At 70.7% G+C, this 17,596-nt stretch carries 4 protein-coding genes; all 4 read left to right on the top strand.

Features of this window, described 5'->3' with window-relative positions; genetic code table 11:
• A partial coding sequence (locus Q343_RS0113285) for a DUF7927 domain-containing protein (RefSeq protein WP_155990763.1) occupies window positions 1-2,724 on the top strand: 2,724 nt, incomplete at its 5' end.
• A 179-nt stretch (window positions 2,725-2,903) separates the two neighbouring features.
• A complete protein-coding gene (locus tag Q343_RS0113280; RefSeq protein WP_029254049.1) occupies window positions 2,904-3,338 on the top strand; it encodes a DUF6325 family protein in 435 nt (144 codons plus the stop codon).
• Between the two features lie 59 nt (window positions 3,339-3,397).
• Entirely contained in the window at window positions 3,398-3,766 is a 369-nt protein-coding gene (locus tag Q343_RS0113275) for an SHOCT domain-containing protein (RefSeq protein WP_029254048.1), read from the top strand.
• Window positions 3,767-4,069: 303 nt separating this feature from the next.
• Window positions 4,070-17,569, top strand: a complete 13,500-nt coding sequence (locus Q343_RS14245; protein ID WP_155990762.1) for a DUF7927 domain-containing protein — start codon at window positions 4,070-4,072, stop codon at window positions 17,567-17,569.
• Window positions 17,570-17,596 lie beyond the last annotated feature (27 nt).

Below are 17,596 nucleotides of genomic sequence, written 5' to 3'. Positions count from 1 at the left end.
GACGTCGAGGGGTCGGTCGCACCGGGTGAGACCGTCACCTACACGGTGGTCGTGACGAACACCGGTGCGGTGGACTACACGGACGCCTCCCCGGTGGTCGTGGTCGACGACCTGTCCGAGGTGCTCGACGACGCGGTGTACAACGACGATGCGGCGGCGAGCCCGGCCAGTGGTTCGTTCGTCTTCGCCGACCCGGAGCTGACGTGGACCGGTCCGCTGGTGGCCGGTGAGAGCGTCGAGCTGACGTACTCGGTCACGATCGACGACCCGGTCGCCGGTGATCATGTGGTGACGAACACGATCGTCGGCCCGCCGGAGTCCAACTGCCAGGACGGGTCTGAGGACCCTGACTGTGGGACGTCGGAGCCGATTCGTGAGCTCGATCTCGTCAAGACCTCCGACGGAGGCTCGGACGCGCTCGAGAGCGGACAGGTCGTCGAGTACGAGATCACGGTGACCAACACGGGCCAGGCGCCGTACACCGGTGCCGACCCCGCGGTGATCACCGACGACCTGTCGGACGTGCTCGACGACGCGACGTACAACGACGACGCGGCCGTCGACCCGGACCAGGGCCTGCTCGACTACACCGAGCCGGTGCTGTCCTGGACGGGGCCGCTGGACGTGGGCGCGAGTGTCACGATCACGTATTCGGTGACGGTGAACGACCCCGACGAGGGCGACAAGGTGCTGCGCAACTCCGTGGTCGGCCCGCCCGAGTCGAACTGTGACCCGGACCAGACGCCGGCGGACCCGGACTGCACGGAGATCGTCCCGCAGCCCGACCTGACGCTGGTCAAGACGTCCGACGCCGGTGAGTCTGTGTCGCCGGGCGACACGGTGACCTACACGGTCAGTGTGGAGAACTCGGGGGCCGTGGCGTACACGGACGACTTCCCGGCCGTGGTCACCGATGACCTGACGGACGTGCTGGACGACGCGACGTACAACGGCGACGCGTCGGCCGACCCCGACCAGGGCACGTTCACCTTCACCGATCCGTACCTGGTGTGGGAGAGCGCGCTCGAGCCGGGCGACGTCGTGGAGCTGACGTACTCGGTCACGGTCAACGACCCGGCCACGGGTGACGGGCAGATCGCGAACGTCGTGTCGTCGCCGGACTCGACCTGTGAGGAAGGGTCGGAGGACCCCGACTGTGGGACGTCCACGTTGGTCAAGGACCTGGACGTGACCAAGACCGTCACGCCGGACGGTCCGGCCGCGCCGGGTGACGAGCTGACGTTCGAGGTGACGCTCACCAACACCGGGGCGTACTCGTTCACGGACGCCGACCCGGCGTCGCTGGTCGACGACCTGACCGACGTCCTGGACGACGCCGTGGTGGTCGACGGCCCGACGGTCGACCCGGAGGTGGGCACGCTGACCGAGCTCGACCCGTACATCGTGTGGGTCGGTCCGCTGGCCGCCGGTGACGCGGTGGTCGTGACCTACACGGTCGAGATCAACGACCCGGTCACCGGTGACGGAGTGGTGGGCAACACGGCGTACGCGCCCCCGACCGAGCCGTGCACCGACCCCGACGGATGTGAGTCGCTGCCGCCGATCGAGCCCCCCGAGGGCTGTGTCGACGGGTCGACTCCGGACGGGCAGCCGTGTGGTTCGACCACGACGCCGGTCCGCGAGGTCGAGATCGTCAAGACCTCCGACGCCGGTGAGCAGGCCGTGCCGGGTCAGGTCGTGACCTACTCGGTGGAGGTCTCCAACACCGGTGGTGCGGACTACACGTCCGAGGAGCCGTTGACGGTGACCGACGACCTGACCGGGGTGCTCGACGACGCGACGTTCAACGACGACGCGGCCGCCGACCCGGACCAGGGCTCCTTCACCTACAGCGACCCCGAGCTGGTCTGGTCGGGTCCGCTGGATGCCGGGGCGACGGTGACGCTGACCTACTCGGTGACGGTCAACGACCCGGTCACCGGTGACGGGTCGGTGGACAACGCGGTGGTCGGACCGCCGGAGTCCAACTGCTACGAGCCGATGTCGCCCGCGGGTTCCTCGATCGGTGGGGTGCTGCCGATGGCGGCCTCGATCGAGGACTGCTCGACGACCGTCCCGGTGGTCGAACGCCCGCTGGAGATCGTCAAGACCTCCGACGCGGCCACCGACGTGACCGTGGGTGACGACGTCACCTACACGGTGACGGTCACGAACACCGGCGAGGCCGACTACACCGACACCGACCCGGCCACCGTGGTCGACGACATGACGCAGGTGCTCGACGACGCGACGTACAACAACGACGCGTCCGCGAGCCCCGCGGTCGGGGCGTTCGCGTTCGCCTCGCCGCAGCTGTTCTGGTCCGGGCCGCTGGCCGCAGGCCAGACGGTGACGATCACGTACTCGGTGACGCTGACCGGTGAGGGCGACGGAGACGTGCTCAACGTCGTCTTCCAGCCCTCGGGCCCGGGCTGCACCACGATCCCGGACTGTGGCGACATCACCCCGCCCGACCCGGGTGAGTGCACCGACGGGGTGGACGAGAACGGTCAGCCGTGCGACGAGCACGAGTTCACCGTCACACCCCCGACCACGCCGCCGACGCCGCCGAGCCCCTCGCTCCCGGTCACCGGTGCCCAGATCGCGGCCCTGGCCGCCCTGGTGCTCCTGCTCCTGATCGGCGGAGCAGCCCTGCTGGGCAGCGGCCGCCTGCGCCGCCGCCACGACGGCCACGACGACGCAGGGGGTGTCGGGTCGCTGTAGCCCTGCCAGACGCATGAAGGACGGGCGTGGGTCCTGCCGCAACCGCGGCAGGACCCACGCCCGCGTCCCCTGCCCCGCCCTCGGGGAGGTTTCGTGGACGTGCCGGGTCCCGGATGCCCTGGAGCCGCGGTGGTGCAACGATCGGTGCGGAACCACACATCCGAGCATCAGGAGACAGCATGGCTGAGAGAACTTTCGGGCCCGTCGAGTTCGTCGTCGTGGCACTGCCGGGGGCGGGGGTCCCGGACGCGCTCGTCGCCGAGACGCGCCGGCTGGTCGAGTCGGACGTCGTGGACCTGCTCGACGTCGCCTACATCTCCGTCGACACCGAGGGCGAGCTGACGACGCGCGAGCTGGAGGACCTGACGGAGGAGTTCCCGCGTCTCGCCGAGCTCGGCCTCGACGCGCCGGGCCTCGCCGGGGCCGAGGACCTCGAAGAGGTCGCCGAGGCGATCGCCCCAGGAACAGCCGCCATCGTGCTCGTCGTCGAGCACACGTGGTCGCGACGGTTCGTCACGGCGGTCGAGGAGTCCGGCGCCTACGTGATGTCGAGCGAGCGGATCTCGGCCGAGGTCGTGAACGAGATCGTGGCGCTCGACGCCGCCTCCGACTGACCGGCCGCGGACCGCTCCGCGACACGACCGACGAACACACGACCAGAAGGAGAACGACGATGGTGCGACGCGTGGGACGACCCGGCCTGATCGGGACGATGGCCCGGACCGCTGTGATCTCGGGGACCGCGACCGCGGTGTCCGGGGGAGTGCAGCGCCGGCAGATGAACCGGCAGCAGGCGAACTACGAGGAGCAGCAGCGTGCTGCCGCCGAGGAGCAGGCGCGCATGCAGGCCGCGGCGCAGCAGGCGGCGGCCCAGCAGGCTGCTGCACAGCAGGTAACGGCGGCGCAGGCCCCCGCACAGGTCACGTCCGCCGGTGGCGGGGACGACCTGATGGCGCAGCTCGAGCGCCTGGCCCAGCTCAAGAGCTCCGGCATCCTCAGCGACGCCGAGTTCGCGGCGGCGAAGGCCAAGCTGCTCGGCTGAGCAGACCCCGGCGACGCGGCGGACCGTCGCGAGGTGGCGGGCCCTGTCGCTCAGGCGGCGGGGCCCGTTCCGTGTGATGTCGTCGACTCGACGAATCATCACGAACACGCTTCGGCGGTGTGAAGATTTGATACTTTAAAACACCTATATGTCGGGACTTAATCTAGCCAACACGACAATTCTTCCTCTTTTCTGCACATTCTGGCACCGCGATCTTTTGCAGAGCGCTCCGTACTATGTGACAACTGGGACACGGTGCGCCGTGTACGGCGGTGTACCACGCGACGTGACGTGGGGTCCCAGATGCGACGAACCAGACGCTCGAGCCGGACGATCGGCCGGGGTGTGGCCGGGGGCGTCGGCGCGTCGCTGGTGCTGACGCTCGGGCTCGTCGCGGCGCCGGTCGTCTACGAGCCGCTCGCGCAGGACCTCCTGGCCGCCGAGGCCGTCCCCGGGCAGCCCGGCGTCATGGAGGCGCCCGAGGACGTCTACCACGAGAACTTCGAGAACGTCACGTGGCAGGAGCCCGACGAGGCGGGATCCGGCTCGAACCAGAACGACTGGGACGCCGGCGACTTCGTCCAGACGCTCACCGACTTCCCGTACGGCGCGGACGGCAGCGAGGCCAACTACCAGGCGGGGTACACGTCGTCGTTGGTCCAGCCCGACGGCACGCCGCTGGACGTCACGTACACCGCCGACGAGGACTGGGCGGCCGGCAACTACTGCAACGGCATCATCGTCGCCGCGCACGGGACCGTCAGCTACCAGGCCACGACCTACGACTCCCCGAGACCCCGGTTCTGGGCCGACCCGCTCCTCAACCCGACGGACGGGTGCGAGCCGACCGGGGGACAGACCGACAGCGCCTGGTGGAACCGACTGCGGTCGATGGCGCGGGCGATGGGCGAGTGGCACGAGAACGCCAAGTACCCGTACCTCGGCGTCTTCCCGGCGCAGGACGCCGACGAGAACCACATCGTCTCCTCGTACACCAACGCGGGTGCCGCGACCCTCGCACCGGGCACCATGCTCGAGTTCGAGCAGCCCCTGACCGTCGACCCGGGGCGGTTCTACCAGTTCTCGATCGACACGGCGTCGCAGAGCTGCAACACCGCGGGCGCGGTCGGGGCCCTCCCGCAGTTCAACGTCACGCAGTCCGACGGGAGCGTCACCCAGGCGTTCAGCACCCCCGTGGACACGTGCGACGTCGCGCGCGACGCCGACAACGGGGTCGTCGTGCCGCCGAGCAACGTGTCTAACCAGTCGCGCCAGACCCGGATCGCGACGTGGATCGGGGACACCGCCGTCCGTTCGACGGGCGACACGCTCGGCGTCCAGATCGAGAACCTGCAGACCTCAGGGGTCGGCAACGACACGGCGTTCGACAACATCACGATCCTCGACACGACGCCGAAGATCGACAAGGAGTTCTCGGCCGGCCCGTACCCGACGGGGAGCGAGGCGCAGCTGACCTTCACGATCACCAACACCTACGACCCCACGGACCCGACGGAGCCCTCGGGTCCGAAGGAGGACTGGGCGTTCGTCGACGAGTTCAGCAGCACCGACCTGGAGCTGACCGGCAACGTCTTCGAGAACACCTGCGGCGACGCGGCGATCGACGAGAACACCGGGCAGCGGATCGCGGTCAGCGGCGGCGACCTGACCGGCGAGAACCTCGTCTCCTGCCAGATCACGGTCGGTGTCACCTCGGACGTCCCGGGGGTGTACACGAACGGGCCCGACGACTTCCCCGAGGACGGTGGTCTCGTCGGCCTGAACCCTCCGGGCGAGGCCGACGTGACCTTCGTGCAGAACCCGCCGGAGTGCGAGCTCGAGGCGACGCTCTGGCAGTTCACCCCGCCCGCGAGCGAGACCGGCGTGACCTCCATCAACCTGGTCACCGGCGCCCAGACGGACGAGGGCACGGTCCCGCCGGCGTTGAACGGCGTCGGCTTCAACCCGGCCACCGGCTGGTACGTGGGCTATCAGGTCTCGGCGGACGGCGGACCGCAGATCTACACGGTCTCCCCGGACTTCTCGGAGGTCGTGAACCTGGGCTGGCCCTGGGACGACGGCAACGCGAACGGCTTCGCGGAGCCCCAGGGCGTCAACACCGGCGACCTCGACGGCGACGGACTCTGGTACATCCGGGAGTTCGACAACACCGGGTCGCTGTGGGCCGCGATCGACATGGACCCCGCGTCCGCGACCTACCTTCAGGTGGTGAACGGCGGCTCGACCGGGTCGGGCGACAACGCGAACACGCTGGGGGCGGACTGGGCGTGGAGCCCGGTGACCGAGAAGTTCTACTCCGTGGGCAACAACTCGAGCACGCTCAACTCCTTCCTCTGGGAGTTCGACCCGGCGACGGGCAGCGAGACGCTGGTCGGCCGGCCGAACCTCGACGCCGGCGGCAACCGCCTGCAGGCCCCCGACGGCACCAACTCGGTGCGGCAGAACCTCGACACGGAGTTCGGGGCGATCTACGCCGACGCCGACGGATTCATCTACGCGGCGAACAACGGCACGGGCCACATCTGGCGGATCGACCCGGCGACGACGGCCACCGACGGGACCGGCGAGCCCTGGGTGTTCTTCGCCTACGGCCCCGCGTCGTCGGGCAACGACGGCGCGCGATGCCCGGGCCCGCTGCCGCTCGACTGGGGCGACGCACCCGAGTCCTACGAGACCCTGGCCCAGGACGGCGGCGCGTTCCACGGGATCGTGCCCGACGCCGACGACCCGGCACTGATGCTGGGCAGCACCGTGACCGCGGAGACCGACGGGCAGCCGACGGACCTCGACGGTGACGACGCGCTGCCGGCCGGCCTGGCGCTCTCGATCGACGACGGGTCGATCGAGCTGAACGTCCCGGTGACCAACGAGGGTGGCGAGGTCGCGTTCCTCGCGGGCTGGATCGACTTCGACGCCAGCGGCACGTTCGAGGACGACGAGGGCGTGGAGATCGGGATCGACGCGCAGACCGGTGTCTACGACCTGCCGTGGTCCGTCCCGGCCGACGCGGTGCTCGGCGAGACCTGGTTGCGACTGCGTACCTCGTACACCGCGGGCATGACGAGCGGGCTCGGCTACGACTACGGCGAGGTCGAGGACTGGCAGATCGAGCTGATCGACGCCGACTACGACTTCGGCGACGCGCCTGACACGTACGGCACCACGCTGGCCGCCGACGGCGCGCGGCACGTCGTCCTGGACTTCGACGAGACTACTCAGCAGGCGCCGCTGCGCCTCGGGGACGTGGTCGACGTCGAGGAGGACGGCCAGCCGACCACGGCTGCCGACGGCGACGACACCACGGGGACCGTCGACGACGAGGACTCCGCCTCGGCACAGTTCCAGGCGGTGGAGGGTTCCTCGTCCACCGTCGACGTCGTCGCGGTGAACGACAGCGCCGAGGACGCGACGCTCGCGGCCTGGATCGACCTCGACTTCAGCGGCACGTTCGACGACGGCGAGCTGCAGTCGATCGCTGTTCCGGCCAACACCGGCTCGCAGACGTACCAGCTCACGTTCCCCGGTGCGTCGTCGTTCGGAGACACGTACGGACGGATCCGGCTCTTCGCGGGGACGAACACGGACCCGGAGCCGACCGGAGAGTGGACCGGTGGCGAGATCGAGGACTACGTCGTCCCCGTCCTGCAGCCCGGGGTCACGATCAGCAAGAACGCGGTCGGGGACCCGCAGGGTGCGGAGCCGGGCGACGTCGTCACGTACGAGATCGAGATCGAGAACACGGGCACGTTCGACTACCCGGCGGGCAACCCGATGGTCGTCACCGACGACCTGACCGACGTCGTCGACGACGCGACCGTCGACGAGGCCTCTCTCGAGACGGACCCCGAAGGTCAGGGCCTGCTCTACTACGACCCGAACACAGACGTGCTCTCGTGGTCGGGCCCGCTCGCCGCCGGGGAAACCGTGACCGTGCGGTACGACGTGACGGTGAACGACCCTGCGACGGGTGACGGCGTGCTCACCAACTCCGTGCTCGGTCCGCCCGAGTCCAACTGCGTGGCCGGCCCGGACGGCCTGCCGACGGGCGACCACCCCGAGTGCACGGTGACCATCCCGTTCCGGGACGTCGAGATCGCCAAGACTTCCGCGCCGTCGACGGTGGTTCCCGGTGACGAGGTCGAGTACGCCGTCACGCTGACCAACACCGGGGACGCCCCGTACGAGGACCCGGACTCGCTGCTCGAGGTCTCCGACGACCTGTCGGCCGTCCTGGACGACGCGTCGTTCGGGACGGTGACCACGGACTCCGACGTCGACGGGAGCGCGCCGCCCGCGGCGACCTTCGACGAGGGCACCGCGACCCTCGCGTGGGCGGGTCCGCTCGCGGTCGGCGAGACCGTCACGATCACCTACACCGTGACCGTCCTGGACCCGCCCGAGGACGGCGACGGCCTCCTGGCGAACGTCGTGTCCGGTCCGCCGGAGTCGAACTGTGCCGAGGGCGCAGACCCCGCCGACCCGGCGTGCATGACGAGCACCCCGGTGAAGATGGTCGAGATCTCCAAGGCCGTCACGCCCGACGGCCCGGTGGAGCCGGGCGACGTCGTCGCGTACACGATCACGATCGTGAACACCGGCCAGGTGCCCTACGACGACACCGCCGGTCTGCTGACGGTCACCGACGACTTCACGGACGTCGAGGACGACGCGACGTACCGTGACGACGCCTCGGACGGTGGTGCGGGCGGCACGTTCACGGGACCGGCCTGGACCGGTCCCGTCGGCGTCGGGGAGACGGTCACCCTGACGTACTCGTTCGTGGTGGACAACCCGCCCGCGGGCGACGGTGTGCTGGACAACGTCGTCACCGGCCCCGCGGAGTCCAACTGTGCCGAGGGTGAGGAGGGCGCGGAGTGCGCCACCACGACGCCGGTGAAGGTTCTCTACATCGAGAAGACCGTCGACCCGTCCGCGGGCGTGACCCCGGGGGACGACGTCGCCTACACGATCACGATCACGAACACCGGCGGGTACGCGTACACGCTGCTCGACCCGGCGATGCTCTTCGACGACCTGACCGAGATCCTCGACGACGCGGAGTACAACGACGACGCGGCGGCGACCTCCGACGTGGTCGTCAGCACCCCGCCCGAGCCGACGTACCAGGACCCCACGATCGACTGGGAGGGTCCGCTCGCGCTCGGCGAGACCGTGACGATCACCTACTCGGTCACCGTGGACGACCCGCTCGGACCGGGTGCCGACGGGATCCTCGACAACACGGTGATCGGTCAGGACGAGTCGAACTGCGAGGTGGACGACCCTGACGTCGAGTGCAACACCGAGGTCCCGGTCGCGAGCCTCGACGTCGTGAAGACCTCGGACGCCGCCGGACCCGTGGCTCCGGGCGACGAGGTCGAGTACACCGTGGCGGTCACCAACACCGGGGCCGTCGACTACGTCGAGGGCGTCAACCCGGTCGTCGTCTCCGACGACCTGTCGGCGGTGCTCGACGACGCGGAGTACAACGACGACGCGGCGGCGGACCCCGACAGCGGGACGTTCGACGTCGCGGGCACGACGCTGACGTGGACCGGCCCGCTGGCCGCCGGCGCCTCGGTCGAGCTCACGTACTCGGTGACCGTCGACGACCCGCCGGGCGACGGCTCCGACGGGCTGCTGCAGAACGCCGTCGTCGGCCCGCCGGAGTCGAGCTGCGCTCCCGACGACGACCCGGTCGACCCGGCGTGCGTGACCGAGGTTCCGGTCCGCTCGCTCGAGATCGTCAAGGACTCCAGCGCCTCCGGCTCGGTGCTCGCCGGCGACACGGTGACCTACTCGGTCGAGATCACCAACACCGGCGCGGTCGACTACACCGACGGCGAGCCCGTCGTCGTCTCTGACGACCTGGCCGGGGTGCTCGACGACGCGGAGTACAACGACGACGCGGCGGCCGACCCCGAGAGCGGGACGTTCGACCTCGCGGGCACGACCCTGACCTGGACGGGCCCGCTGGCCGCGGGCGACACCGTGACGCTGACCTACAGCGTCACGCTCGACGACCCGCCGGGCGCCGACGCCGACGGCGAGCTCGTCAACGTGGTCGTCGGCCCGCCGGAGTCGACCTGTGCCGAGGACTCCGAGGACCCGGACTGCGGAACCTCCACCCCGGTGCGCTCCTTGGACGTCGTGAAGACGGCGTCTGTCCCGGACGTGCTCCGGCCGGGCGACCAGGTGACGTACACCGTTGAGGTGTCCAACACCGGGGCGGTGGACTACGTCGACCCCGACCTCGTCGTCCTCACCGACGACCTCTCGGACGTCCTCGCCGAGACGGACCTGGTCGGCGCGCCGACGGCGACGTCCGACGTCTCCGGGATCACGCCGCCGGCGCCCACCGTCGTCGACGACGTCCTGACCTGGGAGGGCCCGCTCGCCGTCGGCGAGACGGTGACGATCACGTACACCGTCCAGGTCATGGACCCGCTGCCCGACGACGCGGACGGTGTCCTCGACAACGCGGTCGTCGGTCCGCCGGAGTCCAACTGCGACCCCGGCCAGAGCCCTGAGGACCCGGCCTGCTCCGAGCGGATCCCGCAGCCCGAGCTCGAGGTCGTCAAGACCTCGGACGCGGTTGGCGAGGTGGTGCCGGGGGACACCGTCGAGTTCACCGTGACGGTCCTCAACGCCGGCGAGGTGGACTACACGGCCGAGATCCCGGCCGTCGTCGAGGACGACCTCTCCGGGGTGCTGGACGACGCGACGTACGACGACGACGCGGCCGCCAACCCTGAGCTCGGGACGTTCACGTTCACCGACCCCTCGCTCGTCTGGACCGGCCCGCTCGCGGCCGGGGAGTCCGTCACCCTGACCTACTCCGTGACGGTCGACGACCCGCCCGGTGACGCCGCGGACGGCGTGCTCGTCAACGCGGTGCTCGTCGAGGGCTCCAACTGTGGCGAGGACTCCGAGGACCCGGACTGCACGGTGACCGTGCCCGTGAGGTCGCTCGACATCGTGAAGACGTCGGACGCCGGCACTTCCGTGGCGCCCGGTGACGCGGTCACCTACTCCGTCGCGGTCACCAACACCGGGACCGTGCCCTACACCGCGATCTCTCCGGTCACGCTCTCCGACGACCTCTCGGACCTGCTCGACGACGGCCGGCTCACCGGCACGCCGGTCGCGACCTCCGACGTCGTGGCCAACGTCCCGCCGCAGCCGATCTACTCCGCACCGGTGCTGACGTGGACGGGCCCGCTCGACCCGGGCGAGACGGTGACGGTCACGTACGTCGTCACGGTCGACGACCCGCCGGGCGACGACGCGGACGGGATCCTCGGCAACACCGTGGTCGGCCCGCCCGAGTCGAGCTGTGACGCGGACCAGGACCCGGCCGACCCGGACTGCACCGTCACGACGCCGGTCCGGCTGCTCGAGGTCGTCAAGACCGCGGAGCCGACCGGATCCGTCGCGCTGGGCGAGACCGTCGAGTACACCCTCGTCGTGACCAACTCGGGGCAGGCGGACTACACCGCGGCCGACCCGGCTGTCGTCGTCGACGACCTCTCCGGCGTCCTGGACGACGCGAGCTGGAACGCGGACGCCGCCGCGACGTCGGACGTCTCGACGCCGCCGACGCCCGTCTTTGACCCCGTGGGCGAGACCCTGTCGTGGACCGGCCCTGTCTCCGCCGGCGAGACCGTCACCATCACGTACTCCATGACGGTCGACGACCCGCCCGGGGAGGACGCCGACGGCGTGCTCGAGAACGCGGTGACGGGTACGGACTCGTCCTGCGTCACCGGGACGAGCGACCCTGACTGCACCACCACGACCCCGGTGCGCAGCCTCGCCGTCGTCAAGACGTCCGATGCGGGGGACGTCGTCCTCGCGGGTGGCACGGTCACCTACACGGTGACCGTGACCAACACGGGTGGCTTCGACTACACGGACGCCGACCCGGCCGTGGTCGTCGACGACCTCGCCGACGTCGTCGACGACGCGGTCTACAACGGCGACGCCACGGCGAACCCGGACAGCGGGGCCTTCGACTACGCGGCACCCACGCTCACGTGGACGGGCCCGCTGGCGGCGGGCGCGCAGGTCGAGCTCACCTACTCGGTCACCGTCGACGACCCGTCCACCGGGGACGGCGTGGTCGAGAACGTCGTGACCGGCCCCGACTCGAACTGCCCGGAGGGCTCGACGGACCCGGACTGCACCACGAGCTCACCGGTCCAGCAGGTCTCGGTCGTCAAGACGTCCGACGCCGAGGACGTCATGCCCGGAGACGTCGTCGAGTACACCGTGACGATCGAGAACATCGGCCAGGTGGACTACGCGGCCGACGAGCTCGTCGTCTCGGACGACCTCACCGAGGTGCTCGACGACGCGGAGTACAACGACGACGCGAGCGCCGACCCGGTCTCCGGCTCGTTCGACTACGAGGAGCCCGTGCTGACCTGGTCGGGCCCGCTGGCCGCGGGGAGCTCGGTGACGCTGACGTACTCGATCACGGTCGACAACCTGGTGACGGGCGACAGCATCCTCGCCAACGCGGTGGTCGGACCCCCGGAGTCGAACTGCGACGTCGACCAGATCCCGGCCGACCCGGACTGTTCGACGAGCGCGTTGACGCCGGCCACCGAGGTCGCGAAGACCTCGGACGCCGGTGACGAGGTGGTGCCCGGGGACGTCGTCGAGTACACGGTGACGGTGACGAACACGGGGCAGGTCGACTACACCGACGGCGTCCCGCTGGTCGTGACCGACGACCTGTCGGGCGTGCTGGACGACGCGTCGTACAACGACGACGCGGCGACCGGCCCGGAGACCGGCGAGATCGTGGTCGACGAGCCGTTCCTCGAGTGGTCCGGCCCGCTCGCCGTGGGCGAGAGCGTCGTCATCACGTACTCGGTGACGGTGGACGCGCCGCCGCAGGACGGTGCGGACGGGCAGCTGACCAACGTGGTGCTCGTGCCGGACTCCAACTGCACGGCGGAAAGCACGGACCCCGAGTGCACGACGTCGGTGCCGGTCCGGTCGCTCGAGATCGCCAAGACCTCCGACGCGGTCGGCTCCGTGGTCGCCGGCGACACCGTCGAGTACACCGTCACCCTGACCAACACGGGCCAGGTCGACTACGCGGACGGCGAGCTGTCCGTCTCGGACGACCTGACCGGCGTGCTCGACGACGCGACGTACGACGACGACGCCGCCGCGGACCCGGACACGGGGACCTTCGACTACGTCGAGCCCACGCTCACGTGGACCGGCGGGCTCGCCGCCGGAGAGTCGGTGGACCTGACCTACTCGGTGACGCTCACGGACCCCGTCGAGGGGGACGCGTCGCTCACCAACGCCGTCGTCGGCCCGCCGGAGTCGACCTGCGCCGAAGGCACCGACGACCCCGGCTGCACCGTGACGGACACCGTCCGACGCTCCGAGGTCGTCAAGAGCACCGACGCCGGGCCGCAGGTGTTCCCCGGTGACACGGTCGGGTACACCGTGACGATCGAGAACACGGGGACCGCGCCGTACACGGTGCTCGACCCCGCCACCGCGGTCGACGACCTCTCGCGCGTCCTCGACGACGCGACGTACGACGACAACGCCGCCGCGACGTCGAGCATCGTCATGCGGACCCCGCCCGCGCCGACGTACTCGCGCCCGGACCTGGCGTGGACCGGGGCGCTCGCGGTCGGTGAGACGGTGACGATCACGTACTCGGTGACCGTGGCGGACCCGCCGTCGGCCGACGGGGACGGGCGGCTCGACAACACCGTCGTCGGCCCGGAGGGCAGCGGCTGCCCCGCCGGCAGCACGGACCCGGACTGCACCACGAGCGTGCCGGTCGCGGCGCTCGACGTCGTGAAGACCTCGGACGCCGCGGGCGCGGTCGTCGCCGGAGACACGGTGACCTACACCGTGACGGTGTCGAACATCGGGCAGGTCGACTACACCGACGACAGCCCGGTCGTGGTCTCGGACGATCTCTCGGGCGTGCTGGACGACGCGACGTACGGCGCCGACGCGGTGGCCGACCCCGGCACCGGGGCGTTCGACTACACCGAGCCGACGCTCACCTGGACCGGTCCGCTCGCCGCGGGGGACTCCGTCGACCTGACGTACTCCGTGACGGTCGACGACCCGCCGGGCGAGGACGCCGACGGGCTGCTGGAGAACGCCGTCGTGGGACCGCCGGAGTCGGGCTGCGAGCAGGGCTCGGCCGACCCGGACTGCTCCGTGACGGTCCCCGTCCGTGAGCTCGACGTCGTCAAGTCCTCCGACGGCGCCGACGAACCGCTGACCCCGGGGGAGACGGTCACGTACTCGGTCGAGATCACGAACACGGGCCAGGCCGACTACACGGCCGCCGAGCCCGTCGTCGTGACCGACGACCTGTCGGACGTGCTCGACGACGCGACCTACAACCTCGACGCCGAGGTCGACCCGGACACGGGGCTGCTCGCGTACGCGGACCCCGTCCTGACGTGGACCGGCCCGCTCGCGGTCGGCGAGAGCGTCGTCATCACCTACTCGGTGACGGTCGACGACGTCGGCGAGGGCGACCAGGTGCTGCGGAACACGGTGGTCGGCCCGCCGGAGTCGAACTGCGACCCGGGCGTGGTCCCCGAGGACCCGGCGTGCACGGAGATCGTCCGGCAGCCGGCGCTCACGGTGGCCAAGACGTCAGACGCCGGTGGGAGCGTCGCCCCGGGCGACGTCGTCGAGTACGAGGTGACGGTGGAGAACACCGGGGCCGTGGACTACACGGACGAGTTCCCGGCGCAGCTCGTCGATGACCTGACCTTCGTGCTCGACGACGCGACGTACAACCAGGACGCGGCGGTCAGGCCCGACCAGGGTTCGGTCTCGTTCGTGGACCCGGAGCTCGTCTGGGTCGGCCCGCTCGCGGTCGGGGAGACGATCACGCTGACCTACTCGGTGACCGTGAACGACCCGGTCTCCGGGGACGGGTCGCTGGACAACCGGGTCACGGGCCCGGACTCCAACTGCCTCGAGGGCTCGGACGACCCCGCCTGCACGGTGAGCACGCCGGTGCGGTCCCTCGACCTGACCAAGTCCGTCGAGCCCGACGGCGCGGTCACCGTCGGCGACGACGTCACCTACACCGTCACGCTGACCAACGACGGCGGGTACGACTTCACGGCCGACGACCCGGCCGTGGCCGTCGACTCGCTCGCGGACGTCCTCGACGACGCGACGCTCACGGGCGACCCCGGGGTCACCCCGGACCAGGGCGAGCTCACCTTCGTGGAGCCGTACGTCGTCTGGGTCGGGCCGCTGGACGCCGGGGAGAGCGTCCAGATCGTCTACACGGTGACCGTCGACGACCGCGAGTCCGCCGACGGAACCCTGGAGAACCTGGCCTTCGTGCCGCCCGAGGTCCCGTGCACGGACCCGGACGGGTGCGAGGGGCTTCCGCCGGTCACGCCTCCGCAGGAGTGCGTCGACGGCGTCGACCCCGAGACCGGCGGCGCGTGTGCCACGACGTCGACCCCGGTCGCGTCTCTGGGTCTCGTCAAGACCTCCGACGCCGACGGGTCGGCCGCAGCGGGCGACGTCGTCACGTACACGGTGACGGTGACCAACACGGGCGAGGCGGACTACACCGACGCGAACCCCGTGGTCGTCGCCGACGACCTCGCGGGCGTCCTGGACGACGCGACGTACGGCGCCGACGCGACGGTGTCGCCCGACCAGGGGGCCGTCGCCTACGACGCGCCGGTGCTGACGTGGACCGGCCCGCTCGCGGTGGGCGAGAGCGTCGACATCACCTACTCGGTGACGGTCGACGACTCCTCGACCGGTGACGGAGTGCTGGACAACACGGTCGTCGGGCCGCCCGAGTCGAGCTGCCCCGACGGTGCGGAGAGCCCGGACTGCACCGTGACCGTACCGCTGCGGTCCCTCGAGATCGTCAAGACCTCCGACGGCGGCGCCGACCAGATCGAGGGCGGGCAGGTCGTGACCTACACGGTGACGGTGACGAACACCGGTGAGGCCGACTACACGGACGCCAGCCCCGTCGTCGTCACGGACGACATGTCCGACGTGCTGGACGACGCGACGTACGGCGACGACGCGACGGTGTCGCCCGACCAGGGCGCGGTCGCCTACGACGAGCCGGTGCTGACGTGGACCGGCCCGCTCGCGGTGGGCGAGAGCGTCGAGATCACGTACTCGGTGACGGTCGACGAGGCTGCCGACGGCGACCAGGTGCTGCGCAACGTCGTCGTCGGGCCGCCCGAGTCCAACTGCGACCCCGGCGCGTTCCCCTCCGACCCGGACTGCCGCGAGATCGTCCCGCAGCACGGCCTCACGGTGTCCAAGACCTCCGACGCGGACGCGGCGGTCGTCCCGGGCGAGACGGTGACCTACACGGTGAACGTCGAGAACACGGGTGGCTCCGACTACGACGAGGACTTCCCCGCGATCGTGCAGGACGATCTCTCGGGCGTCCTGGACGACGCGACGTACAACGACGACGCCGCGGTCACACCGGACCAGGGCTCGGTGACCGTCGTCGAGCCGTTCCTCGAGTGGTCCGGCCCGCTCGCGGTGGGCGAGAGCGTCGAGATCACGTACTCGGTGACCGTCGACGACCCGCCGGGAGGGGACGGGGTCCTCGAGAACGCGGTGGTCGCACCAGGCTCCGCCTGCGAGGAGGGCTCCGACGACCTCGACTGCTCGACGAGCACCCCGGTCAAGCAGCTCGAGATCGTCAAGACGTCCGACGCCGCGGCCGAGGTCGGCCCGGGCGGCACCGTCACGTACACGGTCGAGATGACCAACACGGGGACGTACGGCTACACCGAGGACGACCCCGCGGTCCTCACGGACACGATGACGGGTGTGCTGGACGTCGCGACGTACAACGACGACGCGACGGTCAGCCCGGAGGGCGGAGAGATCACGTTCGCCGACCCCGAGCTCGTCTGGGCCGGACCGCTCGCACCGGGCGAGACGGTGACGCTGACCTACTCGGTGACCGTCGACGAGCCACCCGCGGGCGACGCGTCGCTCGTCAACGCGGTGCTCGGGCCGCCCGAGTCCAACTGCCCGGTCGACATGTCCGGGTTCGGCATGAGCGCGAGCGGCCTGATCCGGGCCGTGTCCGTCGAGGACTGCACCACCACGGTCCCCGTCGCGTCCGGCGCGCTGGAGATCGAGAAGGCGGCGGCCGAGTACGAGGACGCCGTGGTAGGTGACGTCGTCACCTACACGGTGGTGGCGACCAACGTCGGCTCCGTCGACTTCACCGCGGGTGCGCCCGCGACCGTCGTCGACGACATGACCGAGGTGCTCGACGACGCGACGTACAACGACGACGCGACGGTCAGCCCGGAGGGCGGCGACCTCGTGTTCGACGCGCCGCAGCTGATCTGGTCGGGTCCGCTCGCGGCGGGCGACTCGGTCGAGATCACCTACTCGGTCACGCTGACCGGGGAGGGTGACCTGGAGGTGCGCAACGTGGCCTTCGCGGTGCCCGGCCCGGACTGCACGGCAGGGGCCGGCTGTGGCGAGATCACCCCGCCCGCCGAGTGCACCGACGGCGTGGACGAGGACGGGCGCGCGTGCGACGACGTCGAGTTCACGATCACGCCGAGCGTTCCGACGGCGCCTCCGACCTCGCCGACGAACCCGGCGCTCCCGGTCACGGGTGCCCAGGTCGCGGCCATGGTCGGCCTGGTGCTCCTGCTGCTGATCGGCGGTGCGGCGCTCCTGGGCAGCGGGCGTCTCCGTCGGCGCCACGACGGGCACGACGACGGCGGAGGCGTCGGGTCGCTCTAGCGACCTCGGTTCCGCGACACGTGGGGG

The sequence above is a fragment of the Paraoerskovia marina DSM 21750 genome (genome assembly GCF_000701465.1).
Classification (GTDB): domain Bacteria; phylum Actinomycetota; class Actinomycetes; order Actinomycetales; family Cellulomonadaceae; genus Paraoerskovia; species Paraoerskovia marina.
The sequence above is the reverse complement of the archived record's forward strand: the minus strand, read 5'-3'. Positions and strand labels throughout refer to the sequence as shown.

What these genes read in the sequence shown, in the direction of transcription:
- Q343_RS0113275 (WP_029254048.1), top strand. Translation starts at nt 3,398, where the DNA reads ATGGTGCGACGCGTGGGACGACCCGGCCTGATCGGGACGATGGCCCGG.
- Q343_RS0113280 (WP_029254049.1), top strand. Translation starts at nt 2,904, where the DNA reads ATGGCTGAGAGAACTTTCGGGCCCGTCGAGTTCGTCGTCGTGGCACTG.
- Q343_RS14245 (WP_155990762.1), top strand. Translation starts at nt 4,070, where the DNA reads ATGCGACGAACCAGACGCTCGAGCCGGACGATCGGCCGGGGTGTGGCC.